Origin of the sequence: Salinicola endophyticus (assembly GCF_003206575.1) — a bacterium.
Taxonomy (GTDB): Bacteria; Pseudomonadota; Gammaproteobacteria; order Pseudomonadales; family Halomonadaceae; genus Salinicola; species Salinicola endophyticus.
On sequence record NZ_PZJO01000012.1, the window covers coordinates 51,684 to 76,470 of the forward strand.

At 67.6% G+C, this 24,787-nt stretch carries 22 protein-coding genes and 1 tRNA gene; 13 read left to right on the forward strand and 10 right to left on the reverse strand.

What is annotated here, in order from left to right; translation table 11 throughout:
* Positions 1-61 precede the first annotated feature (61 nt).
* The 3 genes from DOM66_RS19060 to DOM66_RS19070 all read right to left on the reverse strand — a co-directional run bounded on the left by DOM66_RS19060 (position 62) and on the right by DOM66_RS19070 (position 2,950).
* Positions 62-505, reverse strand: a complete 444-nt coding sequence (locus DOM66_RS19060; RefSeq protein ID WP_110691201.1) for a nuclear transport factor 2 family protein — start codon at positions 503-505, stop codon at positions 62-64.
* A 61-nt stretch (positions 506-566) separates the two neighbouring features.
* Complete coding sequence (gene phrB, locus DOM66_RS19065) at positions 567-1,982, reverse strand: deoxyribodipyrimidine photo-lyase (protein WP_110691202.1); 1,416 nt, start codon at positions 1,980-1,982, stop codon at positions 567-569.
* A gap of 50 nt (positions 1,983-2,032) precedes the next feature.
* On the reverse strand, positions 2,033-2,950 hold the full coding sequence (locus tag DOM66_RS19070; protein WP_110691203.1) for a MerR family transcriptional regulator: 918 nt from the start codon (positions 2,948-2,950) through the stop codon (positions 2,033-2,035).
* Between the two features lie 702 nt (positions 2,951-3,652).
* On the opposite strand from DOM66_RS19070, the gene DOM66_RS19075 reads away from it, so the two are divergent.
* Entirely contained in the window at positions 3,653-4,558 is a 906-nt protein-coding gene (locus tag DOM66_RS19075; RefSeq protein WP_110674022.1) for a TIGR01777 family oxidoreductase, read from the forward strand.
* Between the two features lie 13 nt (positions 4,559-4,571).
* Here DOM66_RS19075 and rapA read toward each other — a convergent pair whose 3' ends face one another.
* Positions 4,572-7,517 carry an RNA polymerase-associated protein RapA gene (gene rapA / locus DOM66_RS19080; protein ID WP_110691204.1) on the reverse strand — a complete coding sequence of 982 codons (2,946 nt, stop codon included), beginning with the start codon at positions 7,515-7,517 and terminating at the stop codon, positions 4,572-4,574.
* Between the two features lie 180 nt (positions 7,518-7,697).
* Between rapA and DOM66_RS19085 the strand changes: the two genes are divergently transcribed.
* Positions 7,698-7,928, forward strand: coding sequence for a hypothetical protein (locus tag DOM66_RS19085; protein ID WP_110674024.1), 231 nt, complete (start codon positions 7,698-7,700; stop codon positions 7,926-7,928).
* Positions 7,929-8,053: 125 nt separating this feature from the next.
* Here DOM66_RS19085 and DOM66_RS19090 read toward each other — a convergent pair whose 3' ends face one another.
* The 6 genes from DOM66_RS19090 to ispB form a co-directional block, all read right to left on the reverse strand.
* Positions 8,054-8,866 (reverse strand): metal ABC transporter permease, encoded by an 813-nt coding sequence (locus tag DOM66_RS19090; RefSeq protein ID WP_110691205.1) that lies wholly within the window; start codon positions 8,864-8,866, stop codon positions 8,054-8,056.
* A 167-nt stretch (positions 8,867-9,033) separates the two neighbouring features.
* The gene (locus tag DOM66_RS19095; protein WP_232825106.1) at positions 9,034-9,816 is read right to left on the reverse strand and encodes a molybdopterin-binding protein; all 783 of its coding nucleotides are present in this window, start codon (positions 9,814-9,816) and stop codon (positions 9,034-9,036) included.
* Positions 9,803-10,684: a cytochrome b/b6 domain-containing protein gene (locus DOM66_RS19100; RefSeq protein ID WP_110691206.1), complete on the reverse strand. Its 882-nt coding sequence runs from the start codon at positions 10,682-10,684 to the stop codon at positions 9,803-9,805. Before DOM66_RS19100 ends, DOM66_RS19095 begins: the two co-directional genes overlap by 14 nt.
* 145 nt (positions 10,685-10,829) lie before the next feature.
* Positions 10,830-11,168, reverse strand: coding sequence for a hypothetical protein (locus DOM66_RS19105; RefSeq protein WP_110674027.1), 339 nt, complete (start codon positions 11,166-11,168; stop codon positions 10,830-10,832).
* A gap of 161 nt (positions 11,169-11,329) precedes the next feature.
* A tRNA-Pro gene (locus DOM66_RS19110) sits at positions 11,330-11,406 on the reverse strand.
* A gap of 193 nt (positions 11,407-11,599) precedes the next feature.
* A complete protein-coding gene (gene ispB / locus DOM66_RS19115; protein WP_110674028.1) occupies positions 11,600-12,574 on the reverse strand; it encodes an octaprenyl diphosphate synthase in 975 nt (324 codons plus the stop codon).
* Positions 12,575-12,998: 424 nt separating this feature from the next.
* Here ispB and rplU point away from each other — a divergent pair, with 424 nt between their 5' ends.
* The 11 genes from rplU (at position 12,999) to ispH (ending at position 24,764) form a co-directional block, all read left to right on the forward strand.
* Complete coding sequence (gene rplU / locus DOM66_RS19120) at positions 12,999-13,310, forward strand: 50S ribosomal protein L21 (protein ID WP_035470431.1); 312 nt, start codon at positions 12,999-13,001, stop codon at positions 13,308-13,310.
* 32 nt (positions 13,311-13,342) lie between these two features.
* Positions 13,343-13,600, forward strand: a complete 258-nt coding sequence (gene rpmA, locus DOM66_RS19125) for a 50S ribosomal protein L27 (protein WP_110674029.1) — start codon at positions 13,343-13,345, stop codon at positions 13,598-13,600.
* 178 nt (positions 13,601-13,778) lie between these two features.
* Entirely contained in the window at positions 13,779-14,975 is a 1,197-nt protein-coding gene (cgtA, locus tag DOM66_RS19130) for an Obg family GTPase CgtA (protein WP_110674030.1), read from the forward strand.
* Between the two features lie 46 nt (positions 14,976-15,021).
* Positions 15,022-16,158 (forward strand): glutamate 5-kinase, encoded by a 1,137-nt coding sequence (gene proB / locus DOM66_RS19135; protein ID WP_110674031.1) that lies wholly within the window; start codon positions 15,022-15,024, stop codon positions 16,156-16,158.
* A 212-nt stretch (positions 16,159-16,370) separates the two neighbouring features.
* Positions 16,371-16,637, forward strand: coding sequence for a 30S ribosomal protein S20 (gene rpsT, locus DOM66_RS19140; protein WP_106418782.1), 267 nt, complete (start codon positions 16,371-16,373; stop codon positions 16,635-16,637).
* A 238-nt stretch (positions 16,638-16,875) separates the two neighbouring features.
* Positions 16,876-18,387 (forward strand): murein biosynthesis integral membrane protein MurJ, encoded by a 1,512-nt coding sequence (gene murJ / locus DOM66_RS19145; RefSeq protein ID WP_232825108.1) that lies wholly within the window; start codon positions 16,876-16,878, stop codon positions 18,385-18,387.
* Positions 18,388-18,490: 103 nt separating this feature from the next.
* Positions 18,491-19,657 (forward strand): bifunctional riboflavin kinase/FAD synthetase, encoded by a 1,167-nt coding sequence (gene ribF, locus DOM66_RS19150; protein WP_110691207.1) that lies wholly within the window; start codon positions 18,491-18,493, stop codon positions 19,655-19,657.
* Positions 19,658-19,793: 136 nt separating this feature from the next.
* Positions 19,794-22,667, forward strand: a complete 2,874-nt coding sequence (gene ileS / locus DOM66_RS19155) for an isoleucine--tRNA ligase (protein WP_110674034.1) — start codon at positions 19,794-19,796, stop codon at positions 22,665-22,667.
* Between the two features lie 46 nt (positions 22,668-22,713).
* Positions 22,714-23,229, forward strand: a complete 516-nt coding sequence (lspA, locus tag DOM66_RS19160) for a signal peptidase II (protein ID WP_110674055.1) — start codon at positions 22,714-22,716, stop codon at positions 23,227-23,229.
* Positions 23,226-23,693 (forward strand): FKBP-type peptidyl-prolyl cis-trans isomerase, encoded by a 468-nt coding sequence (gene fkpB, locus DOM66_RS19165; RefSeq protein ID WP_110691208.1) that lies wholly within the window; start codon positions 23,226-23,228, stop codon positions 23,691-23,693. Before lspA ends, fkpB begins: the two co-directional genes overlap by 4 nt.
* Before the next feature lie 69 nt (positions 23,694-23,762).
* Entirely contained in the window at positions 23,763-24,764 is a 1,002-nt protein-coding gene (gene ispH / locus DOM66_RS19170; RefSeq protein WP_110691209.1) for a 4-hydroxy-3-methylbut-2-enyl diphosphate reductase, read from the forward strand.
* Positions 24,765-24,787 lie beyond the last annotated feature (23 nt).

Sequence of the window (24,787 nt, forward strand, 5' to 3'; positions counted from 1 at the left end):
TCTCCCTGCTCTCTTCAATCGTCGATGGCATGCGGCGCTCAGGCGACTTGCTCGCCCCGGTCTAGAGTCGCTGCTTGATCCGGCGTACCGCCCAGCCGATCAGCGGTAGCTGCTCGTAGAGCATCTCGCCGACGTCATAGTAATCGCGGTGGCGACACACCCGCTGATCGTGCCAGGTGAGGTGTGAACATCCGGCCACGCTCAAGGTACGTCCGCTGCGCACTTTCGGATGCGCATAATGCATCGTCCACTCGAGAAAGCAGCGCTCCGCCTGGGTGTGCTGCTGGTGGAAGTCGAAGTGACAGTGGCTGACCTCGGCCATCAACTCGCGGTAGTAGGCCATGACCGCGCGTCGCCCGACGTGGTGATGCAGGGGGTCGGTGAATTCCACGTCATCGCTGTAGCACTCGGCGAGTGCCGTCAGGCCGTCATGGGTCAACGGCTGGAACAGGCTGCGGAAGTGAGCGATCGCTTCGGCGCTGACGCCGGCGGATGATGCGGTCATGGCACTCTCCCGATGAGTGACGAGGCCGGGCGCCGGCGCATTGGGCGCGGCAGAGGGGCGCTCAGTCGAGCTCCTTGAAGGCGTCCAGGGCGCGCTGGCGGGCCCGTTTGTGATCGACGATCGCCTGGGGATAGCCGGTGGCGCGGCGTTCGCTGGCGCTGGGCTGATGGCGCGACTTGATCGGCAGATCGGCCAGTTCCGGCACCCAGTGGGCGATGAATTCGGCCTTGGGGTCGAAGCGCTCGGACTGCGTGATCGGGTTGAAGATCCGGAAGTAGGGCGCGGCGTCGGTACCGGTGGAGGCGGCCCACTGCCAGCCGCCGTTGTTGGAGGCGAAGTCGCCGTCGACCAGGTGCGCCATGAAGAACGCCTCGCCGCGCCGCCAGTCGAGCAGCAGATGCTTGCTCAGGAACATCGCCGTGAGCATGCGCAGGCGGTTGTGCATCCAGCCGGTGGCCACCAGCTGGCGCATGGCGGCGTCGACCAGCGGGAAGCCGGTCTTGCCTTCGCACCAGGCGTTGAAATCCGGATCGCTGTGGCGCCACTTGAGCTTGGCGGTATGGCTCTGGAACGGCTGGTGCTGGCAGATATAGGGGAAACCCACCGCGACATGCTGGTAGAACTCGCGCCAGATCAGTTCGCTCGCCCAGCTCTTGAGTCCGGCGTCACCGTCGGCCAGGTGGCCGCCGTTGTTGGCCATCACCGCCTGCAGGCACTGGCGATGCGAGATCATGCCGGTGGCAAGGTAGGCCGAGAGTTCGCTGGTGCCGGCGAGGGAGGGAAAGTCGCGGTCCGTGGCATAGCGGCGGGCGCGCGCGTCGAGAAAGCGCTCCAGCTTGTCCGCCGCGGCGTCCTGTCCGGCGACCCAGGTATGCGCGTCGACCCGATCGGAGCGATCCGCGTCGGGCAGTGCCGGGATGGCGTTGCGAGTCAGCGTGAGCGCGGATTGGCACGCAGGGGTGTCGCGCAGGGCCAGCTGCTCGGCGGTGACCCGCTGATGCCAGGCCTTGGCGAATGGCGTGAACACTTTGTAGTAGTCGCCCTGACCGGTGAGCAGCTCACCCGGTTCGAAGGCGATATGGTCGGTGTAATCATGGACGGTGATGCCGGCCTGATGTAAGTGCTCGCTCACCGCGGCGTCGCGCTGACGCTCGTCGAGGGGATACTCGCGATTGAAGTGCAGGGTGGTCACATCGTGCTCGCGCACGATCTCTTCGAGCGCCTGGGGCGCCTGGGAGAAGTCGCCGATATCGCGGTAGAGCAGCGGGATATTGAGGGCATCCAGGGCGTCGCTCAGGGCGCGCACGCCGCGGTGGATGAATTCGATCTTGGCGGCTCCGTGCTGGTGACGGCGCCATTGTTCACGTGTGGCCAGAAAGACCCCGATCACCGGGCCGCGCTGGGCGGCGGCGCTCAGCGCGGTATTGTCGAGCGTGCGTAGGTCGTTACGAAACCACACCAGTTGCAGATCGGACATGGGCACTTCCTTGTGGCCATCTCGGGGGAACGGTCACCGGGGGGACGCGCTCAGTCTTCGTTGTCGACGATCGAGCGCAGCCGGCTGAGTGCCTGGGTGGTGTCTTCGCCCAGCACCGCGACCTCGGTGTTCTCGAAATCGCTGACGCGAATACGCGCCACCGGCCCCACCAGACACACTGGCACGTCGCTCTGCTCGGCCAGCCGCGGTAGCTGGCGGCGCACCAGGTCGCTGCGCTCGGCCTGGCCGCTGGCGAGCAGCACCGCCTTGACGCCGAGCCGGTCGACCGCCATCGGCAGCTCGCTCAGGGCCACCTCGCCGTCGATCAGCTGAATGCGATAACCCACCGCCGAGGCCGCCAGAGCCATCAGCATGGCCCAGAAGCCGCTGCTGTCATCGGGCAGCCGCGCGATCAGCAGCTCGCCACCGCTGTTGGTCTGGTTGGCGTGGTAGAGGCGCGTCCCGATACGGGTACGCAGGAAGGTCTCGAGCAGACGCCGCTGCAGGGTGGCACCGAACTGGTCGCCCCAGCGCTCTTCCAGCTGCTGAATGGTGGGCTGCCACAGTTCGGCGATACACAGACCCACCGGGTAGAGCGCCAGGCTCTGATTGAACAGCGTCTCCAGCCGCCCCATGTCGAGGGCGTCCACCGCATGGATCACGTGCTGACGCTGGCTCGACCAGTCGCCCATCTGCGGTGCCGGGGTCTCGACCGTCTCGGGCTGATCGAGCAGCTCGCGCACCTGACTCACGGGGACGCCACGATTGAGCCACTGCAGAATGCGCTCGACGCGCTCGATGTCGTCGCGGGCGTAGAGACGGTGTCCCTTGGGCGTACGCTGTGGCCGAATCAGGCCGTAGCGACGCTCCCAGGCACGCAGCGTCACAGAGTTGACGCCAGTGAGGCGCGACACTTCACGAATGGGGTAGAGCGGCGCGGCGGTGGATTCCATAGCCTTGTAACTCATGCAAGTCCTCCTGCGAGGTCTCTGCGTGCGCCATCTCGTCGAATTGAACGCTTATCGATACTGCAGGTCGTCACCACGGAGCTTCGGGTCCACTTACGCTAAGGGATTGCTTTCTGAAACGCTGTTTACCAATTTTGCCCTGCTGCTCCGGCGACGTCACCTGGGTTCGCCGATGAATCGGTCATTGCCTCTTGTCATGGCCTCTTAATGACACGGGGACGTAATCTCTCGAGATCCATCGGCTCCGGCGAGACGATATTGATGTCCATGCATCCAGCATGGGTGAATGCATTGTACGCTTCAAGCGTTTTGTACAATTTTAATGTAATACGAAAGCGCTGTGTACCCGTCGGGGAGTACCGGTTTCAGGCGCTCCGGGGGTGCTGCGCGACAGTGTCGTCAGGGCGTCACTCGGCGCCTGAGACTGGCCGGTCGGGGCGCATCCGGTGCCGCTTTCATGGCGTGCGTGGGGCAGGGGTGGCAGGTGACGCAGGCATGTCCTGGTGTAGGGGCTGGCACCGTAGCGCCGCGGCAGGGCTCACGCTCTCCGTGGCGCCCCGAGCCATCCGGGCATCGATCTGGGGCCCGCGGGGGACCTGGCGTAGACTGTGACGAAGTGACGCGCGGCAGATGACGCAGCGCGCTACTGGCGCTGCTATGCTGTGAATATCGTACAATACTTGTATAACTGAGGTCAGTGCCATGCGACTTCTGATCACCGGCGGTACCGGTTTCGTCGGCCAGCGTCTGGTCGAGCGCGCCCTGGCGGCCGGCCACCAGGTCATGGTGGTATCGCGCCAGCCACAGCGCGCGCGGCAAAAGCTTCCTGCAGCCGTCTCGGTGGGCGACTCGGTGGCGGCGTTCGCCGACCAGCGCCCGCAAGGCATCGTCAATCTGGCCGGCGAGCCGATCGCCGACAAGCGCTGGAGCGACTCCCAGAAGACGCGGCTGATCGAGTCTCGCCGGCATATCACCCGCGAGGTGGTGGAGCTGTGCGAGCATCTGGCGCAGACGGGTGATGCCCCCGAGGTGCTGGTGTCGGGGTCGGCGATGGGCTTCTACGGCGATCAGGGCGAGCGCGACGTCACCGAGTCGACGCCGCCGCATGACGAGTTCGCCCATCGGCTGTGCGAGATGTGGGAGCGCGAGGCGAACAAGGCTGCCGAGGTCGGTACCCGAGTCGCCTGCGTGCGCATCGGGCTGGTGCTCGACGCGGAGGGCGGGACCCTGGCCCGGCTGCTGCCGGTGTTCAAGCTGGGGGCCGGCGGCCGTCTGGGCGACGGACGCCAGTACATGCCGTGGATCCATCGCGAGGATCTGGTCGCGGCGATCGAGTTCCTGCTCGCCGAGCCGTCACTCGAAGGGCCCTTCAACGCCTCGGCGCCGGCGCCGGTGACCAATGCCGAGTTCACCCGTGCACTGGGCCGCCAGCTACATCGGCCGACCCCTTTCCGGGTGCCGGCCACGCTGCTCAAGCTGGGGCTGGGAGAGATGTCGCGGCTGCTGCTGACCGGCGCCTGCATGCGCCCGGCGCGGCTCGAGGAGGCGGGTTTCCGCTTCACCTACCCCACGCTCGATGCCGCGCTGGCGGCGATCCTGCCGCGCTGAGGCCTAGCGGTGCCTAGCGCTGCTCGTTGTCCACGGTCACGATCACCCGCACCGCGTCGAGGCGCAGCGCGGCGCTTTCGATCGCTGCATCCAGGTCCGCGCGCTCCTGACCCAAGGCGGCCTGCTCGTCGGCACGGATCGCGCCACTGCGCTGGGCCAGCGCCTTGAGGCGCGCCAGCTCACCGTCGAGGGTGTCGCGCATCTCGGTCTGGGCGCGCTCGACCAGCGTCGGCAACTCGCGGAGGGCTTCCTGCTCGCCGCTTTTCAGCAGTGCGCGCAGCTGCTCGTGGCGCGACTTCAAAAGCTCCCGCGCGACCCCCTTTTTGACCCGCTGCAGATTGCGCGACAGGCCGCTGAAGCTGACCTTGTCCGAGAGATTGGCCCCGCTCTCGTCGAGCAGCACGCGAATGCCGGTGTCGGGCAGGAAGCGGCCCAGCTGAAGCTGCTTGGGCGCGGGGCAGTGGGTACGGTAGACCAGCTCCAGCATCAGCCGGCCACCGGGGATGCTGGGGTGCTTGAGCAGCGCCAGGGCGGTGTTGCCGAGGCTCGAGTCGAGCACGCGCTCGAGCATCGCGGTGACCAGCGGGTGCTCCCATGACAGCCGCTGGACGTCGTCCCGCGCCAGCGCTTGGGTGCGCGAATAGGTGACGGTGAAGCCCTCGTCGCCCTGGCTGAGTCCGGGCAGGCTATCGAGCATGTGCGAGCCGGGCGCCAGATGGGTCAGGGCGTTGCCCAGTTCGCGGCTGTCGACGCCGAAGATATCCAGCGCCTGATCGACATAACGCGGCAGGGCCGGATCGTTGTCCTGCTCGAGCACCGCGGCGATCACCGCATCGGCGCGCTCGGGGCGGCAGGCGTTCCACTCCAGCAGGCGATTGCGCCCGGCCTCGCGCTGGGCCAGGCGGTCGGCGTTGAAGGTACGGGTCTCGTCGATCAGCGTGTCCACCCCGCTCTCGTCGTCGAGGCTCTCGCGCAGCGCTTCGCCGAAGGCGTCGAGCACGTCGCCACCGGCGGCGTGCGGTGCGATGAAGGCGTCGAGCCCGTCGCGGTACCAGCGCAGCAGCGTGGCGGTGGGGCTGTGGGCGATCACCGGCACGTGGATATCGATGGGGTGAAGCTGGCCGATACGGTCGAGGCGGCCGATGCGCTGCTCGAGCAGATCGGGGTGCCACGGCAGGTCGAACATCACCAGATGGTGGCAGAACTGGAAGTTGCGCCCCTCGGAGCCGATCTCCGAGCAAATCAGCAGCTGGCAGCCTGCCTCGTCGTCGGCGAAGGCGGCCGCGGCGCGGTCACGCTCGACCAGGCTCATCTCCTCGTGGAACACCGGCGCCTGCACGCCGGCGCGCACGCGCAGGGCCTCGGCCAGATCGATGGCGCTCTGACGATAGTGGACGATCAGCAGCACCTTGGTCTGGCGCCCGAGTGATTCCAGCAGGCCCATCAGCCAGGTGACCCTGGGGTCCTGCTCCCACCACGGAGTGTCCGCCTGTAGCGCGGCCTCCTGCACGGCGCGGTAGGCCGCCTCGGGGTAGAGGCGTGCCTCCCGCGGGCCGAGTTCGGCGGCATGCAGGCGGGCAGCGACATGGTCGTTGCCGGCGGCGAGCTCGTCGAGCTGGGCCCGGTAGGCCGCCGGCATGTCGAGCTCGGCGGTGTGCAGATGGCGCTCGGGGAAGCCGCCCACATGGCGCCGGCTGTTGCGGAACATCACCCGCCCGGTGCCGTGGCGGTCGAGCAGCTGCTCGCGCAGCTGGCGGCGGGCGCTGGCGCGCTGGGTGTCGTCGCTTTCGGCATTGGCGAGGGTGGCGAGCAGCGCCTGGCTGTCGCCGTCGCCCGCACCGATCACCGCGCTGACCGCGTCCAGCGCTGCAGCCTCGCCCGGCAGCCGGTCGAGGGCATCGATGGCGTCAGCCACCGCGGCATAGCCGGCCTCTTCGGCGCTGAAACGGTCGAGATCCTGGTAGCGATCCGGGTCAAGCAGGCGCAGCCGGGCGAAGTGGCTCTCCAGGCCCATCTGTTCCGGTGTCGCGGTGAGCAGCAGCAGTCCCGGAATGCGGGCGGCGAGGCGCGCCACGCAGGCGTAGCCCGGCCCCTCGGCCTGGGGCGTCCAGTCCAGGTGGTGCGCCTCGTCGACGATCATCAGGTCCCACTGGCTCGCTTCGGCCTGGCGCTGACGCTGCGGATTGGCGAACAGCCACGCCTGGCTGGCGAGAATGCACTGGCCGCTGTCGAAGGGATTCTCGTCGCCCCACGCCTCGCTCTGCGCCTCGTCTAGCAGGGTCACCGAGATCGAGAAGCGGCGCAGCAACTCGATCAGCCACTGGTGGGTGAGGCTCGGCGGTACCAGGATCAGGGCGCGGCTGGCGCGTCCGGTGAGCAGCAGCCGGTGCAGGATCAGGCCGGCCTCGATGGTCTTGCCCAGCCCCACCTCGTCGGCCAGCAGCACGCGCGGGGCGTGGCGCCGCGAGACCTCGTCGGCGATGTAGAGCTGGTGCGCGATCAGATCGATGCGCGGGCCTGCCAGGCCCAGCGCCGGGCTGCGCGAGAGGCGCTGATGATGATGCAGCGAGCGGTAGCGCAGCTCGAACCAGTCGTTGCGGTCGACCTGGCCGGTGAGCAGACGATCCTGGGCCTGGTGAAAGCGCATGCTGTCGGAGAGGCGCGCTTCGGGCAGGGTGGCAGCGGTGCCCTGTTCGTCGTGGCCGTGGTAGACGATGCAGCCGGCATCGATCTCGACGTCGCTGACCGTGAGGGTGTGGCCCTCGGCATCGACGATACGATCCCCCGCGGCGAAGATGACCCGGGTCAGCGGCGCCTGGCGCGCGCTATAGGTGCGCGTCTCCTGGCTGGCGGTGAAGAGCACGGTCACGCTGCGGGCGTCGACGCTGAGAATGGTGCCTAGTCCCAGCTCGGTTTCGCCGTCGCTGATCCAGCGCTGGCCGGGGGTGAAGTCGCTCATGATGCCTCGGTATGCTCAACTGCGGGAGGAGTGGGCGACGCATTCTAGCGTAAAGGCGTTGCAGTCTTAAGCGCTGCGCGTCTCGGCAGGCGGCGATGCTACACTGCTGCCGCGTTCGGCAGTAGCCGGAAGGCAGGCGGCGCGGCTAAGACGATCGATTCATGGACAGCGGGAGGCAGGATGGCGACGACGGGACAGCGCGACGGTTTGCGACGCATGGCGATCGCCTCCCAGGCGGTGGGCTTCGTCGCGATCATCGCCCTCGAGACCTGGCTCGGCGACGCGGCGCGCCCGTGGCAGGGGGTGACCCTGGCACTGATGCTGGTCGCCGCCGGCTGGCTGGCGCTGGTCAGACGCTACCGGCGCAATCGCGAGCGGCGCCGGCGCGACGCCGCCCGCGAGGAGGGCTGATACCGCCAGGGAGTTCGCGTCTGGTGTGGCTGCTTTTCATCGGCAGCCAAAGCGCCTGACGACAGCGGGCGCCGAGGCGCCCGCTATCATCCCTTCCCGCCCTGAATTCGGGCGCGCGGGCGGCCTCACATCGGCGGTACGGTGCCGTCGATACCGACGATTACCACCTTGGCCGGGATCGGGTCCTGGCTCATGTCACCGGCGACGAATACGGCAGAGCCTTTTTTCAGCGTCTCCATCGAGGCTTTGCTCACCTTGACCACCGGCACGTCGCTGGGCACCTGGATCTGCTTGCTGCCGTTGCCGTAGTCCACCGTCAGGGTCAGGGTGCCACCCTGGGCCTGGGAGCTGTCGACCGTGCCGTTGGTCATGGTCGAGGCGCTGTCGGCGCCGCCGAGCTTGCCGCTGGACCCCTGATGCGTCGCGGCGGAGACGGTGCCGTTGGTCATGCTCGAGCCGCCGCCGGCGCCGCCCAGTTTTTCACCGCCGGCATTATCGCCGCCCATCTTGTCGCTGCCCATGGTCTCACCGCTGGCGCCCTGCTGCATGGCACCGCGGGGGGTGTCCCAAGGGTAGTCGCCTTCGCCGGTGCCGCGCATCGAGTCGGGGAAGACCACCACTTCCTGGGCCTGTGACGGCTTGCCGTCGGCGCCGGGCACGTTGGCGGTGCCGATGAAGGTACCCTCTTTGATCTGATCGAGGCTGCTGCGGGTGACGCCGGCGAGACGCGTGGCGTCGTCGAAGGTGACCTTGTGGACCTTGCCGTCCGGGTGCGACTCGACGCTGAAAGCGTGATCGCCGACCTCGGTGATGGTGCCGCGCAGATGCTGGGGCGCATCGCCGTTCTGTGCCGCCAGGGCGGTGGCGGCGACGCAGCCGAGCGCCAGCCCGGCCAGGGCGCGGCGCAGGGCAGTGGCGGTGAAGCGGGGGATAGCCATGGACGAATCCTTCCGTATCGGAGTTGGGTGTGCTCGCGCCATGGCCAAGATCCATGCGTCATGGCGAGGATTTGAGTGCAGACCATGGCGCGAGAATGTCAAGTCGGCGGCCCCTGGCTCGCCTGTGCTGCGCAGCTCCTGGGGCACCCGCTACGCGTGATTCGGGCTCAGATACCGGCGTACCAGGTATAGCCCCGATCTTCCCAGTAGCCGCCGCGGCCGTCACCGATGTCGTCGAAGTGGCTGACCAGGGTGATCCCGGAGAGATACTTGGCCATCTTGTAGCCCAGCTGGCGCTCCGCGCGCAGACGTAGCGGCGCGCCGTTGGCGGTGGGCAACGGCGCGCCGTTGAGCGAGTGGGCGAGGATCGTCTGCGGGTGGCGCGCCTCCACCAGGTCGAGGCTCTCGTAGTAGAAGTCCTTGCCATTCAACTGGTCCATGCAGTGGAACACCACGTAGCGCGCCTGTGACTTGACCCCGGCGCGCGCCAGCAGATCGCCGAGCACCGGGCCCGTCCACTGGCCGATCGCACTCCAGCCCTCGACGCAGTCGTGGCGTGTGATCTGGGTACGCGCCGGGAGCGCGCGGATCTCGTCGAGCGACAGCGACAGTGGTGTCTCCACCAGGCCATCCAGGGTCAGTCGCCAGTCGGCGAAGCCGTTGGCCGCCAGTTCCCGGTAGCGCCCTGATTGCGGGTCGGTGGAGCCGTTGGGGCGGAACACCGGGTCGATCATCGATGCCGGATACTCCGGCGCCAGCCCGCGCTCGCCGGCGAGGAAGCGCTGCACGCGCAGGTTGAGGCGCTGGGCCAGATTCAGCGTGCCGGCAACCTGCTCGCTCTGCGACAGGCGGTCGCAGCCGGCGAGACCGAGCGCGGCGGCACCCAGCGCCGAGCGCTGGAGGAAGCGACGCCGCGAGGCGTCGCGGCGGCCGGAATCACGACGCATCATGCTGGTCTCTCCCGCTGCGGGTGGTTGGCGTTGTGGACGTGGCTGCGGGCTCCTCGGTGACGCGCGGCCCGCCGGTGAGCATCCCCTTGAGCTGACGCCAGGGGCCGCTCAGCAGCACCATGGCGATATGTATCAGGAAGAACAGCACCAGTGCTGCGGCGACGATGAAGTGAATCGAGCGCGCGCTCTGGCGCCCGCCGAACAGCTCCAGCAGCCAGGGAGCGGCGGCGTTGAAGGTGGGCGACATGCACAGGCCGGTAACGATCATCAGCGGCAGCGCCACCAGCAGCACGCCCAGGTAGCTGAGCTTCTGCAGACCGTTGTAACCGCCGTGGGGGCCGTGGAAGCGCAGGCGCAGGTGATCCAGCAGGTCGCGGCCCAGCCCGCGCCACTGGGCGCCGGAGAGCCACAGGTCGCGGCGCAGGTGGCCGCTGAGCAGGGCATAGAGCACGAACAGCGCCCCCGCTCCCGCGAACAGCCAGGCGAAGAAGAAGTGCCACAGCCGGCCCATGCTGAGGTACTGATAGCTGGGCAGGGTGCTCCAGGCGGGGAAGCCGCGCACGCTTTCACGTCCGTTCGCCGCGGAGTAGCCGAGCACCCCGGTGGTATCGAAGACCCAGGGGCCGAGGGCGGTCTGGCCACGAATGTCGCCGTTCGGGGCGCGGATGGCGTAGAGCTCCAGCCAGGGGTCGTCGAAGTGGGAGGCGCTGCCCCAGTAGAGTGCGGGATGGGCGTTGAAGATCTGCAGACCGCTCATCAGCATCACCACCAGGCACCACAGATTGAACCAGTGCCAGAGCCTGACCGGCAGCGGGTGGCGCCGGCGGCCGCGGGGCGCCGAGGCCGTGGTCGGGAGCGAGTCGGGCATGCGCCGTCTCCTTCGAATGTTCACCTGGGGGCGTGCTGGCCCTTGCTGATGAGCCGGTCCTATCGGGACGGTCCTCTCCAGCATGGCACAGGATCGGCGCTCTGCCCGCGGCGACGCGAGCGCGCAACAGCAGCGTTCGAGCGTCTCAGGGTGACTCGAGCACCGGCGAGCACTGCTCCAGCGTCTTGGCCAGCGCCGGCGGGCGGTTGTCGTCATCGGCCCCGGGGTCGTGGGCGCGTTTCATGCGGCGCACCTCGGCGGCGCTGAAACGTGCCTGCAGTGCGGTGGTCACGCACTCGCAGTAGCGCGCTACTTTGGGGCCATCGATGCCGGTGGCGGTGAGGTTGGCGCGACACTGGGCCTGGGCGCTGGTGACCTCTTGCGTCGACCACGGCGGCGGGGCAGGGGGCTCGTCGGCGCGGGCGCCGCCGGCCACCAGCAGTAGACCGAGGCCGAGCGCTACGAGACGGGGGGAACGAGGCATGGCGGGTCTCCTGGCGAGGGCGGGGCAGACAGCGCGAGATGAGTGCGCGGCGCTCTGTCACTGTAGCGCTACCCCGCGGCGCTGCCCATTGGCCTTTTGCCTGGCGGCAGCCCGACAAGCAAAATGCCCGCTTCGNNCGAAGCGGGCATTTTTCAATACGATGGTCGGAGTGACAGGATTCGAACCTACGACCTCTGCCTCCCGAAGGCAGCGCTCTACCAAGCTGAGCTACACTCCGACTTTTGCGCCGAGCCAAACTCGACGGAGCTGAATTATACGCATCCCTGACGCGTACGCAACCCCTTCTTTTGCAACTCTCTCTTGAGCGACCAGCCGCTTTCGCCACGCCCTGTCCGGACACCCGCTGAGGAGGTTCACGTCACCCGCAGCGGGTGGTCACGACACCGCCGAGCTTCCTTGGGGTGAGCGCGTCACACCTGACGCTCGACGGCGATGCGGGTCAGCGTCTCCATGCTCTCGCGGTAGACGCTGGGCGCGAGCAGCGCGAGCTGGTCGCGGGCCTTTGCGGCCATCTCTTCGGCGCGGCGCTGGGTATATTCGAGGGCGCCGGTCTCGCGCACGATCGCCAGCACCTCGTCGAGCCGCTCGAGGCCGCCATCGGTGATCGCCTGACGGATCAGTGCCGCCTGTGCCGGGGTGCCCTGGCGCATGGCGTGGATCAGCGGCAGCGTCGGCTTGCCCTCGGCCAGATCGTCGCCGACGTTCTTGCCCATGGTCTCGGCATCGCCCTGGTAGTCGAGCAGATCGTCGATCAACTGGAAGGCCAGCCCGAGGTAGCGGCCGTAGAGCTTGAGTGCACGTTCGGCGTCAGGGTCCGCCTCGGCCAGGATCGCGCCGCTGTGGGAGGCCGCCTCGAACAGCATCGCGGTCTTGCCCTGGATGGTGTCGAAGTAGTCCGACTCCTCGATATCGGCGTTGCCGATATTGGTGAGCTGCTGGACTTCGCCCTCGGCGATCACGCAGGTTGCCCCGGAGAGCACCTGCATGATGCGCATCGAGCCGACTTCCACCATCATCTGGAACGAACGCGAATAGAGGAAGTCACCGACCAGCACCGAGGGCGCGTTGCCCCAGGTCTCGTTGGCGGTCGCCTTGCCGCGCCGCCGGCTCGACTCGTCGACCACGTCGTCGTGCAGCAGGGTCGAGGTATGCATGAACTCGATCAGCGTGGCCAGGGTGATATGGCGGTCGCCGCGGTAGTCGAGGGCGCGTGCCGCGAGCAGCACCAGCAGCGGGCGCAGGCGCTTGCCGCCGCTCTCGATGATGTACTGGCCGATGGTCTCGACCAACGGGATGCGCGACGCCAGCTGACTGAGGATCGTGCGATTGACGGCGGCGAAGTCCTCAGCCACCGCCGCATGAATGGATGCAGCGTTGGATTGCATGATCGGCTTGTCACAGGGGGAATCGGGTGGGCCGCTCGAAGCCCCGGGGCCGAGAGGCGACGTGAGCGGCTATGCTAGGTGGCGCCCCGAAGTGCGTCAAGCCGCGCCCGGGCGTGGGCTTGCTCCGGGCATGCGCAATCGCTATAATCCGCGACCCGACTCGTCACGCTCCCTGTTAGATGGTTGCCGGAAGGGGCACCACTCGACGCAGGTCTCGAAGAGCACCGGTCATGCAAGGCAAGGCACCACAAGGCTTCGTGCGGTCAACGCACCCTGACGGTGGCCTGTCCATGCTGACCCGCTGGTGAAGCACGGCCCCGCGGCCGTCTTCGACGAGTCGACGCACTTGGCCCAACGGTTGGGGCCAGATGAAGTTTGTTGCCCGACTGAGCTGATAGCCCGACGCGGGCCCCGGAGAGATTCCATGTACGCTGTAATCAAGAGTGGCGGTAAGCAATACCGCGTCCAGGAAGGTCAGACGCTGAAGCTCGAGAAACTCGAGATCGCGACTGGCGAGACCCTGGAATTCGACCAGGTTCTGCTGGTTGCCGACGGCGACGACGTCAAGGTCGGCGCGCCGCTGGTCGAGGGTGCCAAGGTGGCTGCGGAGATCGTCTCCCACGGCCGCGGCGAGAAGGTTCATATCATCAAGTTCCGTCGCCGCAAGCACCACATGAAGCGTCAGGGCCACCGTCAGTGGTTCACTGAAGTCAAGATCACCGGAATCTCCGCCTAAGCGGATCGTTCCCCCAGAGAGAGGTATTCACCATGGCACATAAGAAGGCCGCTGGTAGTACGCGTAACGGTCGCGATTCAGAATCGAAACGCCTGGGCGTCAAGCTGTTCGGCGGGCAGAAAGCGACTCCCGGCAACATCATCGTGCGCCAGCGCGGCACCAAGTTCCACGCCGGCACCGGCGTGGGCATCGGCAAGGACCACACGCTGTTCGCGCTCACCGATGGTGTGATCAAGTTCGAACAGAAAGGCCCGAAGAACCGCAAGTTCGTGAGCGTAGTCTCCGCCTGAGACTTCACGAACGCTGCTGAAAAAGCCCCGCTCAGGCGGGGCTTTTTTGTATCCCCGCCTGCACTGGCGGACACCTGTCGTGGCGTTGGGTCGTTCAGGACGTCCAGGCATCGTGGTGTTCGGGGCGAAAAGGGTGTTCGGGACATAAGAGGCGGCAGGCCGTCGCCGGGAGAGAATCATGCAATTCGTCGACGAGACATCGATCACCGTCGAGGCTGGCAAGGGGGGCAACGGCTGCCTCAGTTTCCGGCGTGAGAAGTTCGTGCCCAAGGGTGGCCCCGACGGCGGCGACGGCGGTCACGGCGGCAGCGTCTACCTGATCGGCGACGAGTCGCTCAACACCCTGATCGACTTCAAGTTCCAGCGCTTCTACAAGGCGCAGAACGGCCAGCCCGGCCAGGGCCGCCAGATGAGCGGCAAGGCGGGTGAGGATCTGCACGTCAAGGTGCCGGTGGGGACCACGGTGATCGACGAGGACACCCTCGAGGTGATCGCCGATGTGACTGCCGAGGGGCAGGTGGTGCTGGTCGCCCAGGGCGGTCGGCGTGGGCTCGGCAATATCCACTTCAAGTCCTCCACCAACCGCGCCCCGCGGCGTACCACGTCGGGCACCGAGGGCGAGCGGCGCAAGCTGCGCCTGGAGATGAAGGTGATGGCCGACGTCGGCCTGCTGGGCATGCCCAACGCCGGCAAGTCGACCCTGATCCGTTCGGTCTCGGCGGCCAAGCCCAAGGTCGCCGACTACCCCTTCACCACGCTGGTGCCCAACCTGGGCGTGGTCAAGCTGGGCACCCACGAGCACTTCGTGATGGCCGATGTGCCCGGGCTGATCGAGGGCGCCTCGGACGGTGCCGGGCTGGGGCTGCGTTTCCTCAAGCACCTCACCCGTACGCGCCTGCTGCTGCACGTGGTGGATGCGGCCCCGTTTGACGAGTCCGACCCGGTAGCCTCGGTGACGGCGATCGCCGAGGAGCTCGAAAGCTTCTCGCCGGCCTTGTCGGAACTGCCGCGCTGGTTGGTGATCAACAAACTCGATCTGCTGCCCGAGGCCGAGCGCGAGGCGCGGGTCGAGGATATCCTCGCGCGGCTGGCGTGGCAGGGGCCGGTCTATCGCATCGCGGCGATTGCCGGTGACGGCACCGATGCGCTGGTGCAGGCGGCCCATCGCTGGCTCACCGAACAGCGCCAGCTGGAGCACGAAGACGAAGCCTTCGCCGAGCGCGAGCGCGAGATGCGGGCGCGCATGGAGGCGGAGTCGGTGGCACGCGTCGAGGCGCATCAGGCGCGGCTGCGGGTCAAGCGCGGCGAGGTCGCGGCCGAGGATGACGACTTCGACGATGACGACTATGACGTCGAGGTCGAATACACCCGTTGAGGTCTGGCGGGCAGCGCAGTGTCAGTGAGAGTCGGAGGGCGAAGTGATGGCGGCGGAGCGGGAACTGGGACGGGCGTCGCTGTCGGCGGCGCGGCGGGTCGTGGTCAAGATCGGCAGCGCCCTGCTGACCAACGATGGGCGCGGCCTCGACGATGCCGCCATTGGTGGCTGGGTCGACCAGATGGCCGCGCTGCACCAGCGCGGGGTCGAAGTGGTGCTGGTCTCCTCGGGGTCGATCGCCGAAGGCATGGTGCGGCTCGGTTGGCATAGCCGGCCGAGCGCGGTGCATGAGCTGCAGGCCGCCGCCGCAGTGGGCCAGAGCGGGCTGTCGCAGTGCTACGAGAACCACTTCGCCCGCCACGGTCTGCGCAGTGCCCAGGTGCTGTTGACCCATGACGATCTCTCCAACCGCAAGCGCTATCTCAATGCGCGCTCGGCGCTGCGCACGCTGGTGGCGCTCCATGTGGTCCCGGTGATCAACGAGAACGATACCGTGGTCACCGACGAGATCCGCTTCGGCGACAACGACACCCTGGGTGCGCTGGTGGCCAATCTGCTCGAGGCCGATGCGCTCTTGATCCTGACCGATCAGGAGGGGCTCTACGATGCCGATCCGCGTCATGAGCCGTCGGCCCGATTGATCGCCGAGGCCGAGGCCGACGATGCCGCGCTCGACGCGGTGGCCGGCGGTGGCGGTGTACTGGGCCGCGGGGGCATGGCGACCAAGCTGCGCGCGGCGCGGCTGGCGGCGCGCTCTGGCGCCGTGACCGCCATCGCCAGCGGGCGTCAGCCGCAGGTGTTGACCCGGCTGCTCGAGGGCGAGGCGCTGGGCACGCTGCTCAAGCCGCTGCATGCGCCGCTGGCGGCGCGCAAGCGCTGGCTCGCCGGGCAGCTGCAGGTGCGCGGCACGCTGACCCTCGATGCCGGTGCGGTCAAGGTGCTGCGCAGCCACGGTTCGAGCCTGTTGCCGGTGGGGGTGAAGCGGGTCGAAGGCCAGTTCCGGCGCGGCGACATGGTGGTCTGCGTCGACGAGCAGGGGGCGCGGGTGGCCAAGGGTCTGGTCAACTATGCGAGCGCCGACGCCCAGCGTCTGGTGGGCCAGCCGAGCCAGCGTATCGGCGAGATTCTCGGCTATGTCGAGGCGCCCGAGCTGATTCACCGCGACAATCTCGTGGTGCTGTGAAGCTGGTGTCGCGCAAAGTCGTTGTGATAGAATCCCGCATCCTCTCAGACATGGCCCGTGAAAGACTGTCGGAAACGACGGTCGGCTTCGCTTCTCACGAAGCGCGGCAGCAAGATTCGGCCGACTCATTCAGGATTGCCTGAAGCGGTTTCGAGGCTGTCCTGGGTGATCTACTTACAGAATTGACTGTCAACATCTCCAAGGAGTCGACGGTGGCGAATACCAAGCAAGCGCGCAAGCGCGCACGTCAGGCGGAAGACCGCCGCAAGCACAACGCGAGTCAGCGTTCCATGGTCCGCACTTACATCAAGCGCGTGATCAAGGCGATCCAGGCTGGCGACCAGGCTCAGGCCAACAGCGAGTTCCAGGCCGCGCAGCCGGTCATCGACCGCATCGCCGACAAGGATGCCTTCTCCAAGAAGAAGGCCGCGCGCATCAAGAGTCGCTTGAACAAGCGAATTAAGGCGCTGGCTGCCTGAGCCGGACGCGCTTGATGAAAAAAACCGGCTTCGGCCGGTTTTTTTGTGACCGGCCATCCCTGGCGGTCACCCTCCGGGGCCTTCGCGGTGGCTGGATAGGGTGAATATCACGGGCGCGAGCGCATGACGAGGCCGCATGAGTAGACAGACGCGCAAGCGCGAATCCGAGGCGGTGGCGGAAGCGGCCACCACCGGCACGGCGACGCCGGTCACCCGCGGTGGCCTGCTGCGCTCGGGCATGGTGGTGAGCGTGATGACGCTGCTCTCGCGGATGCTGGGTCTGGTGCGCGACGTGGTGATCGCCACGCTGCTGGGGGCCGGTAGCGGGGCGGATGCGTTCTTCGTCGCCTTCAAGATTCCCAACTTCATGCGCCGGCTGTTCGCCGAGGGGGCCTTCAACCAGGCCTTCGTGCCGGTGCTCTCAGAGTACGCCACCCAGCGTACCCGGGCCGAGGTGCGTGAGTTACTGGATGCGGTCTCCGGCAGCCTGAGCGTGGTGCTGGCGCTGATCACCGCGCTGGCGATCGCCGCTGCGCCCTGGCTGGTGTGGCTGTTCGCCCCGGGGTTCAAGGCCGACCCGGGCAAGCTCGCGCTCACCGCCGAGATGTTGCGGCTGACCTTTCCCTATCTGCTGCTGATCTCGCTGACCGCCTTCGCCGGCAGCGTGCTCAATACCTGGGAGCGCTTCGCGGTCCCCGCCTTCACCCCGGTGCTGCTCAACCTGAGCCTGATCGGCGCCGCGCTGTGGCTGACGCCATGGATGAGCGACCCGGCGCTGGGGCTGGCCTGGGGGGTATTGATCGCTGGTGCGGCGCAGCTGCTGTTCCAACTGCCGTTCCTGTTGCGGCTGGGGCTGATGCCGCGGCCGCGGCTGGGCTTTCGCCATCCCGGGGTCCGGCGCATCCTGCGGCTGATGACGCCGGCACTGTTCGGGGTCTCGGTATCGCAGATCAACCTGCTGCTGGATACCGTGCTGGCCTCCTTCCTGGTCTCCGGCAGCGTCTCCTGGCTCTATTACTCCGACCGTCTGGTGGAGCTGCCGCTGGGGGTGTTCGGCATCGCCATTGCCACGGTGATCCTGCCGGCGCTCTCCAAGCGGCATGCCGAGCAGTCGCGCGAGCACTTTGCGCGCATGCTCGACTGGGCGCTGCGCATGGTGCTGCTGATCGGACTGCCGGCGGCGCTGGCGCTGGTACTGCTGGCCGAGCCGCTGCTGGTCAGCTTGTTCCACTACGGTGCGATGACCGACCACGACGTGGTGATGGCGGCACGCAGTCTGCGCGCCTATGCGCTGGGGCTGCTCGCCTTCATGCTGATCAAGGTGCTCGCCCCGGGCTACTTCGCCCGCCAGGACACCAAGACCCCGGTCAAGATCGGGATCGTGGCGATGGTCGCCAACATGGTGATGAACCTGGCCCTGATCGTGCCGCTGGCGCATGCCGGACTGGCACTGGCGACGGCGCTGTCGGCGTTTCTCAACGCCGGGCTGCTCGGGCGCGGGCTGCATCGTCAGGGCGTGCTGCGCTTCCAGCCGGGCTGGGGGCGCTACGCTTTCCAGGTGGTCGGCGGCTGCGCGCTGATGGCGCTCGGGCTGTGGTGGCTGACCCCGGACTGGCATCAGTGGACCGCGTGGCATGCGCCGCGCCGCGTGGGCTGCCTGCTGGGACTGGTGGTCGGCGGCGCGACGCTCTACTTCGTGTGGCTGGCGCTGACCGGCGTGCGCCTGCGACACTTCCGGCTGCGCGGCTGATGGGCTGGCGCGGCGCGGGTATAATGAAGCCCCCGGCGTCGGCGGCTGGCGCGCTGTCGCCTACTGCCGCCGTGCGGCCCGCGTTGACACGGGAATGGACTCTATGGAACTGATTCGAGGCTTGCACAACCTGCCCGTCGGGGGCATCACGCGCAGCGGTGCGCCGCGCGAGTGTGTCGCCACCATCGGCAACTTCGATGGCGTGCACCGCGGCCACCAGGCGATTCTCGAGCAGCTGAAGTCGCTGTCGCGCAGTGCGGGTCTGCCGGTCACGGTAGTGATCTTCGAGCCCCAGCCGCGGGAGTACTTCGCCGGTGACCAGGCACCGCCGCGGCTGACCCGGCTGCGCGACAAGGTCGAGCTGCTCGCCGCCCACGGCGCCGATCGCATCCTCTGCCTGCCGTTCAACGACGCCCTGCGCAGCCTCACCGCGCGCCAGTTCATCGAGCGCGTGCTGATCGATGGGCTGCGCGTGCGCCATCTGGTGGTGGGTGACGACTTCCGCTTCGGCTGCGATCGTGCCGGCGATTTCGCGCTGCTCGAAGCGGTCGGACGCGAGCGCGGCTTTGCCGTGGAGCATACCCGCACCTTCGCCCTCGATGACGAGCGCGTCTCGAGCACCCGCGTGCGCACCCTGCTGGCCAGCGGCAATTTCTGCCAGGCGGCGCGCATGCTGGGACGCCCCTTCGCCTTTCAGGGGCGGGTGGTGCGTGACCGTCAACTCGGCCGCACCATCGGCGTGCCCACTGCCAACATCCCGCTGACCCGGCGCCCGCTGGCGCTGCGCGGGGTCTTTGCCTGTGCCACTCGACTGCCCGACGGCAGCTGGGTGCCGAGTGTGGCCAATATCGGTTGGCGGCCGACCGTCGGCGCCCATCAGCCGATGCTCGAGGTCCACGTGCTCGAGCGACAGCTCGAACTCTACGGCGAGTCGCTCAGTGTGGTGCCCTGCGCACGGCTGCGCGGCGAGACCAAGTTCGCCGACTTCGATACCTTGGTGAGGCAGATCCATCACGATCTGGACCAGGCGCGGCGCTATTTTCAGGCGCCCGCCGTTGCGCCCGACATCAATCAGGCGCCCACCGCTGCGCCGGACATCAATCAGGCGCCCACCGCCACGCCGGATGCGCCGACCACGGACTCCGCCGGCCTGGCCAGCCTGGCGCCGCCAGCGGCACGCTTCCCGCTGGCCTCGGCGCCGCTGCCGCACGAGGCTGCGGTGGCCGACTCGCCCCCGGGCCCGGCGCGCGATCCGCGCACGGATGAGTGAACGGCCCGGCACTCCAGCGGTATGACCACAGCCTTGAGCTTAATGACCACAGCCTTGAGCGGAATGATCACAGCCTTGAGCGGTATGACCACAGCCCGAGCGACACGCACACAGCCCTGAGCGAACCGAAAACACCATGAGCGACTACAAGCACACGCTGAATCTGCCCTCGACCGACTTCCCCATGCGCGGCAACCTGCCGGCGCGGGAGCCGGCCCGCATCGCGCAGTGGAACGATCTGCGCCTCTACGCCAAGCTGCGTGAAGCGCGCCGTGGCCGCGAGCGCTTCGTGCTCCACGATGGCCCTCCCTACGCCAACGGCAGCATTCACATCGGTCATGCGGTCAACAAGCTGCTCAAGGATTTCATCGTCAGGTCGAAGAACCTGGCCGGCTTCGACTCCCCCTATGTGCCCGGCTGGGACTGCCACGGCCTGCCCATCGAGCACAAGGTCGAGACCACCCACGGCAAGCACCTGCCCGCCGACCAGGCGCGCGCGCTGTGCCGCGAGTATGCCGCCGCCCAGGTCGAGGTACAGAAAGAGGGCTTCGTGCGCCTCGGCGTCCAGGGCGACTGGGACCACCCCTACCTGACCATGAACTTCGCCAACGAGGCGGGGGAGATTCGTGCCCTGGCCGAGATGGTCAAGGGTGGCTATGTGTTCAAGGGGCTCAAGCCGGTCAACTGGTGCTTCGACTGCGGCTCGGCGCTGGCCGAGGCGGAGGTCGAGTATCAGGACAAGCAGTCCGATGCGATCGACGTTGCCTTCCCCTGCGCCCAGCCCGAGGCGCTGGCTGCGGCCTTCGGCCTCGACGCGCTGCCCAAGCCGGCCAGCGCGGTGATCTGGACCACCACGCCCTGGACCATCCCGGCCAACCAGGCGATGAACGTGCACCCGGAGTTCACCTACGCCCTGGTCGATACCGGCGAGCGTCTGTTGCTTCTGGCCGAGGAGCTGGTGGAGAGCTGTCTCGCGCGCTACGGATACCAGGGCGAGACCCTCGCCACCGCCCCCGGGGCGAGCCTGGAACACATCGCCTTCCACCACCCGCTGGCCAGTGCCGACGCCGGCTACGCACGGTTGTCGCCGCTTTATCTGGCCGACTACGTCGAGCTGGGCGCGGGCACCGGCATCGTGCACTCGGCGCCGGCCTACGGCGAGGATGACTTCCACTCCTGCCGCCGTTACGGCATGAGCTTCGACGAGATCCTCAATCCGGTGCAGGGCAACGGCGTCTATGTCGACACGCTGCCGCTTTTCGGCGGTCAGATGATCTGGAAGGCCAATCCGCAGATCGTCACTGCCCTCGATGAGGCGGGCGCGCTATTGGCCCATGAGAAGATCACCCACAGCTACATGCACTGCTGGCGCCACAAGACGCCGGTGATCTACCGCGCCACGGCGCAGTGGTTCGTCGGCATGGATCGCCAGGGGCCTGACGGCCGAACGCTGCGCGAAACGGCGCTGGCGGGCGTCGAGGCGACCGACTTCATTCCTGCCTGGGGCAAGGCGCGGCTGCACAGCATGATCGCCAACCGCCCCGACTGGTGCATCTCGCGCCAGCGCAACTGGGGTGTGCCGATCCCGTTCTTCCTGCACAAGGCCAGCGGTGAACTGCACCCGCGCACCGTCGAACTGATGGAGGCGGTGGCAAGCCGCGTCGAGGTCGAGGGGATCGACGCCTGGTTCAAGCTCGACCCCAGCGAGCTGCTGGGTGACGAGGCCGCCGACTACGACAAGGTCACCGACACCCTCGACGTGTGGTTCGACTCCGGCACTACCCACTGGCACGTGCTGCGCGGCTCGCACCCGCTCGGCCACGACCAAGGGCCGCGGGCGGATCTCTATCTCGAAGGGTCGGATCAGCACCGCGGCTGGTTCCACTCATCGCTGCTCACCGGTAGCGCCATCGACGGCCACCCCCCCTACAAGGCGCTGCTGACCCACGGCTTCACCGTCGACGAGAAGGGCCGCAAGATGTCCAAGTCGCTGGGTAACGTGGTCGCGCCGCAGCAGGTGATGGACAAGCTGGGCGCCGACATCCTGCGCCTGTGGGTCGCCTCCACCGACTACTCCGGCGAGATGGCGGTCTCCGACGAGATCCTCAAGCGCACCGCCGACGTCTACCGGCGTATCCGCAACACCTCGCGCTTTTTGCTCGCCAACCTCAACGGCTTCGACCCGGCCGCGCATGCGGTCGCCAGCGACGCCATGCTGGCGCTCGACCGCTGGGCGGTGGACCGCGCCGCGGTGCTGCAGGCGCGGATCGAACGCGCCTATGCCGAGTACCGTTTCCGCGACGTCTACCAGCAGGTCCACGACTTCTGTGCCCGCGACATGGGCGGTTTCTATCTGGATATCATCAAGGATCGCCAGTACACCACCCAGCCCGACTCGCTGGCCCGCCGCAGCTGCCAGACCGCGCTCTACCATATCGTCGAGGCGCTGGCGCGCTGGATCGCACCGATCCTCGCCTTCACCGCCGAGGAGATCTACGAGAACATCCCAGGCGTGCGCGGTGAGAGCGTGCACTTGGAGACCTACTACGACGGCCTGTTCACGCTGCCGGCGGATGCCACCAACCTGCCGCCGGAACAGGCGGCGATGGACCGTGACTTCTGGGAGCGGGTGATCCAGGTCAAGCAGGCGGTCAACAAGCAGCTCGAAGCGGCGCGCAATGAGGGCGTGATCAAGGGCGCCCTGGACAGCGAGGTGACGCTCTACGTCGACGATGCGCTGCATGCGCTGCTGTCGCGCTTCGAGGACGAACTGCGTTTCGTGTTGATCACCTCCGAGGCGACCCTGGCGCCGCTGGGCGAGGGCGCCGATGCCCAGCCGACCGAGCTCGAGGGGCTCAAGCTGGCGGTGCGCCTGAGTCCCTACGAGAAGGACGAGCGTAGCTGGGAGCGGCGTCCCGATGTGGGTGCCGATCCGGCGCATCCGACGCTGTCGGCCCGCTCCATCGCCAACCTGCCGGGTGGCCCGGGTGAGGTACGCCGTTTTGCCTGACGTCAACGCCACCTCCCGTTCTGGCCAGGCCGACGACGCCGCGCGCATGCGGCGTCCGCTGCGCTGGCTGTGGCTGTCGCTGCTGGTCATCGTGCTCGACCTGGGCGTCAAGGCGCTGGCCTCGGCGCATCTCGACTACGGCCGGCCCCTCGAGGTGCTGCCGGTGTTCAACCTGACGCTTTTGCACAACACCGGCGCCGCCTTCAGCTTCCTCGCCGAGCATGCCGGCTGGCAGCGCTGGCTGTTCGCGCTGATCGCGATCGGCGCCAGCGTGGGGCTGACGCTGTGGCTCAACCGGCTCAAGCGTCACGAGACGCTCACCGCGATCTCGCTGGCGCTGGTGATCGGCGGCGCCATTGGCAACCTCTACGATCGCCTGGTTCACGGCTATGTGGTCGACTACCTGTCGTTCCACTGGGGCGGCTACTATTTTCCGGCTTTCAATCTGGCCGACAGCGCCATCACCCTGGGCGCCATCGGCCTGATTCTGCAGTCGCTGTTCGAATCCCGGCGCGGGGCCAAGACGAGCGCGGCGGGAACCGATGAGGAGAACACTCGATGACGCGCGATGATCAGCCTGCCGACGACCGCTACCGGGTCGGCGAGGGCATGGAAGTGACCCTGCACTTCACGGTGAAACTCGAAGATGGCCAGGTGGTCGACTCCACCCGCGACAAGTCACCGGCGACCTTCCAGGTCGGCGACGGCAACCTGCCGCCGGGCTTCGAGGCGCCAATGACCGGAATGGCGGCGGGCGAGAGCGGCAGCTATACGGTGTCGCCGGAGCACGCCTTCGGCCAGCACAATCCGCAGAACGTCCAGCGCCTGGCACGCGATACCTTCGAAGAGGCGGTCGAGCCGGGCATGGTGATGTCCTTCGCCGACCCCGCCGGCGGCGAGCTGCCGGGGGTGATCGCCAGCGTCGACGAGCGCAATGTCGAGGTGGACTTCAATCATCCGCTGGCGGGGCGTACCCTGACCTTCGACGTCGAGATCCTCGACGTGCGTCCGGCCACCACCCATTGAGGTAGCACGGCGCGCCCCTTGGCGGGCGCCCGGTGCTGCCCCGACTCAGCGCTCAGGCGCGAGGTTTGCATGACACAGGATCAGCCCAAGACTCAGCCGTCGACGCGGCCCCCGCTGCAGATCAAGCTGGCCAACCCCCGTGGATTCTGCGCCGGGGTCGACCGTGCCATCGACATCGTCAATCGCGCGCTCGACGTGTTCGGGCCGCCGATCTATGTGCGCCATGAGGTGGTCCATAACCGCTTCGTGGTCGACAGCCTGCGCGAACGCGGAGCGATCTTCGTCGAGGAACTCCACGAGGTGCCCGATGACGTGATCGTGATCTTCTCCGCCCACGGGGTGTCGCGGGCGGTGCAGCAGGAGGCCGAGCAGCGCGGGCTCAAAGTGTTCGACGCCACCTGCCCGCTGGTGACCAAGGTGCACATGGAAGTGCTGCGCTACGCCAAGCGCGGCCAGGAGTGCATTCTGATCGGTCACGCCGGCCACCCTGAGGTCGAGGGCACCATGGGGCGTTACGACACCCGTCACGGCGGCGCCATCTATCTGGTCGAGGATGAGCAGGACGTGCACGAGCTGCCGGTGCGCGACCCCTCAAGGCTGGCCTTCGTCACCCAGACCACGCTGTCGATGGACGATACCGCCAAGGTGATCGACGCCCTGCGCGAGCGCTTCCCGGAGATCCAGGGACCGCGCAAGGATGACATCTGCTATGCCACCCAGAACCGCCAGGATGCGGTGCGCGAGCTGGCCCAGGGCAGCGAGCTGGTGCTGGTGGTGGGCAGCGTCAACAGCTCCAACTCCAACCGCCTGCGCGAGCTGGCCGAGCGCATGGGCACCCCCGCGCATCTGATCGATGACGCCGCCCAGATCGACGCCGCCTGGCTCGAGGGCGTGACCAGCATCGGTATTACCGCCGGTGCCAGCGCCCCCGAGGTGTTGGTGGAGGGGGTGATCGAACGGCTCACCGAGCTCGGCGCCGCCCCGCCCGAGGAGCTCGATGGGCGCGCCGAGACCATCACCTTTTCCATGCCGCGGGAGCTGCGCGAGCAGGTCATCGTCAGCGAAACGTGATCGCACCCTAAACTCCCTCTCTC

What these genes read in the sequence shown, in the direction of transcription:
- rapA (WP_110691204.1), bottom strand. Translation starts at nt 7,517, where the DNA reads ATGAGCGACTTCACCCCCGGCCAGCGCTGGATCAGCGACGGCGAAACC.
- ribF (WP_110691207.1), top strand. Translation starts at nt 18,491, where the DNA reads ATGGAACTGATTCGAGGCTTGCACAACCTGCCCGTCGGGGGCATCACG.
- proB (WP_110674031.1), top strand. Translation starts at nt 15,022, where the DNA reads ATGGCGGCGGAGCGGGAACTGGGACGGGCGTCGCTGTCGGCGGCGCGG.
- DOM66_RS19100 (WP_110691206.1), bottom strand. Translation starts at nt 10,684, where the DNA reads ATGCCCGACTCGCTCCCGACCACGGCCTCGGCGCCCCGCGGCCGCCGG.
- ispB (WP_110674028.1), bottom strand. Translation starts at nt 12,574, where the DNA reads ATGCAATCCAACGCTGCATCCATTCATGCGGCGGTGGCTGAGGACTTC.
- fkpB (WP_110691208.1), top strand. Translation starts at nt 23,226, where the DNA reads ATGACGCGCGATGATCAGCCTGCCGACGACCGCTACCGGGTCGGCGAG.
- cgtA (WP_110674030.1), top strand. Translation starts at nt 13,779, where the DNA reads ATGCAATTCGTCGACGAGACATCGATCACCGTCGAGGCTGGCAAGGGG.
- DOM66_RS19095 (WP_232825106.1), bottom strand. Translation starts at nt 9,816, where the DNA reads ATGATGCGTCGTGATTCCGGCCGCCGCGACGCCTCGCGGCGTCGCTTC.
- DOM66_RS19060 (WP_110691201.1), bottom strand. Translation starts at nt 505, where the DNA reads ATGACCGCATCATCCGCCGGCGTCAGCGCCGAAGCGATCGCTCACTTC.
- phrB (WP_110691202.1), bottom strand. Translation starts at nt 1,982, where the DNA reads ATGTCCGATCTGCAACTGGTGTGGTTTCGTAACGACCTACGCACGCTC.
- ispH (WP_110691209.1), top strand. Translation starts at nt 23,763, where the DNA reads ATGACACAGGATCAGCCCAAGACTCAGCCGTCGACGCGGCCCCCGCTG.
- DOM66_RS19070 (WP_110691203.1), bottom strand. Translation starts at nt 2,950, where the DNA reads ATGAGTTACAAGGCTATGGAATCCACCGCCGCGCCGCTCTACCCCATT.
- DOM66_RS19105 (WP_110674027.1), bottom strand. Translation starts at nt 11,168, where the DNA reads ATGCCTCGTTCCCCCCGTCTCGTAGCGCTCGGCCTCGGTCTACTGCTG.
- DOM66_RS19075 (WP_110674022.1), top strand. Translation starts at nt 3,653, where the DNA reads ATGCGACTTCTGATCACCGGCGGTACCGGTTTCGTCGGCCAGCGTCTG.
- DOM66_RS19090 (WP_110691205.1), bottom strand. Translation starts at nt 8,866, where the DNA reads ATGGCTATCCCCCGCTTCACCGCCACTGCCCTGCGCCGCGCCCTGGCC.
- rplU (WP_035470431.1), top strand. Translation starts at nt 12,999, where the DNA reads ATGTACGCTGTAATCAAGAGTGGCGGTAAGCAATACCGCGTCCAGGAA.
- murJ (WP_232825108.1), top strand. Translation starts at nt 16,876, where the DNA reads ATGGTGGTGAGCGTGATGACGCTGCTCTCGCGGATGCTGGGTCTGGTG.
- rpmA (WP_110674029.1), top strand. Translation starts at nt 13,343, where the DNA reads ATGGCACATAAGAAGGCCGCTGGTAGTACGCGTAACGGTCGCGATTCA.
- ileS (WP_110674034.1), top strand. Translation starts at nt 19,794, where the DNA reads ATGAGCGACTACAAGCACACGCTGAATCTGCCCTCGACCGACTTCCCC.
- DOM66_RS19085 (WP_110674024.1), top strand. Translation starts at nt 7,698, where the DNA reads ATGGCGACGACGGGACAGCGCGACGGTTTGCGACGCATGGCGATCGCC.
- lspA (WP_110674055.1), top strand. Translation starts at nt 22,714, where the DNA reads ATGCGGCGTCCGCTGCGCTGGCTGTGGCTGTCGCTGCTGGTCATCGTG.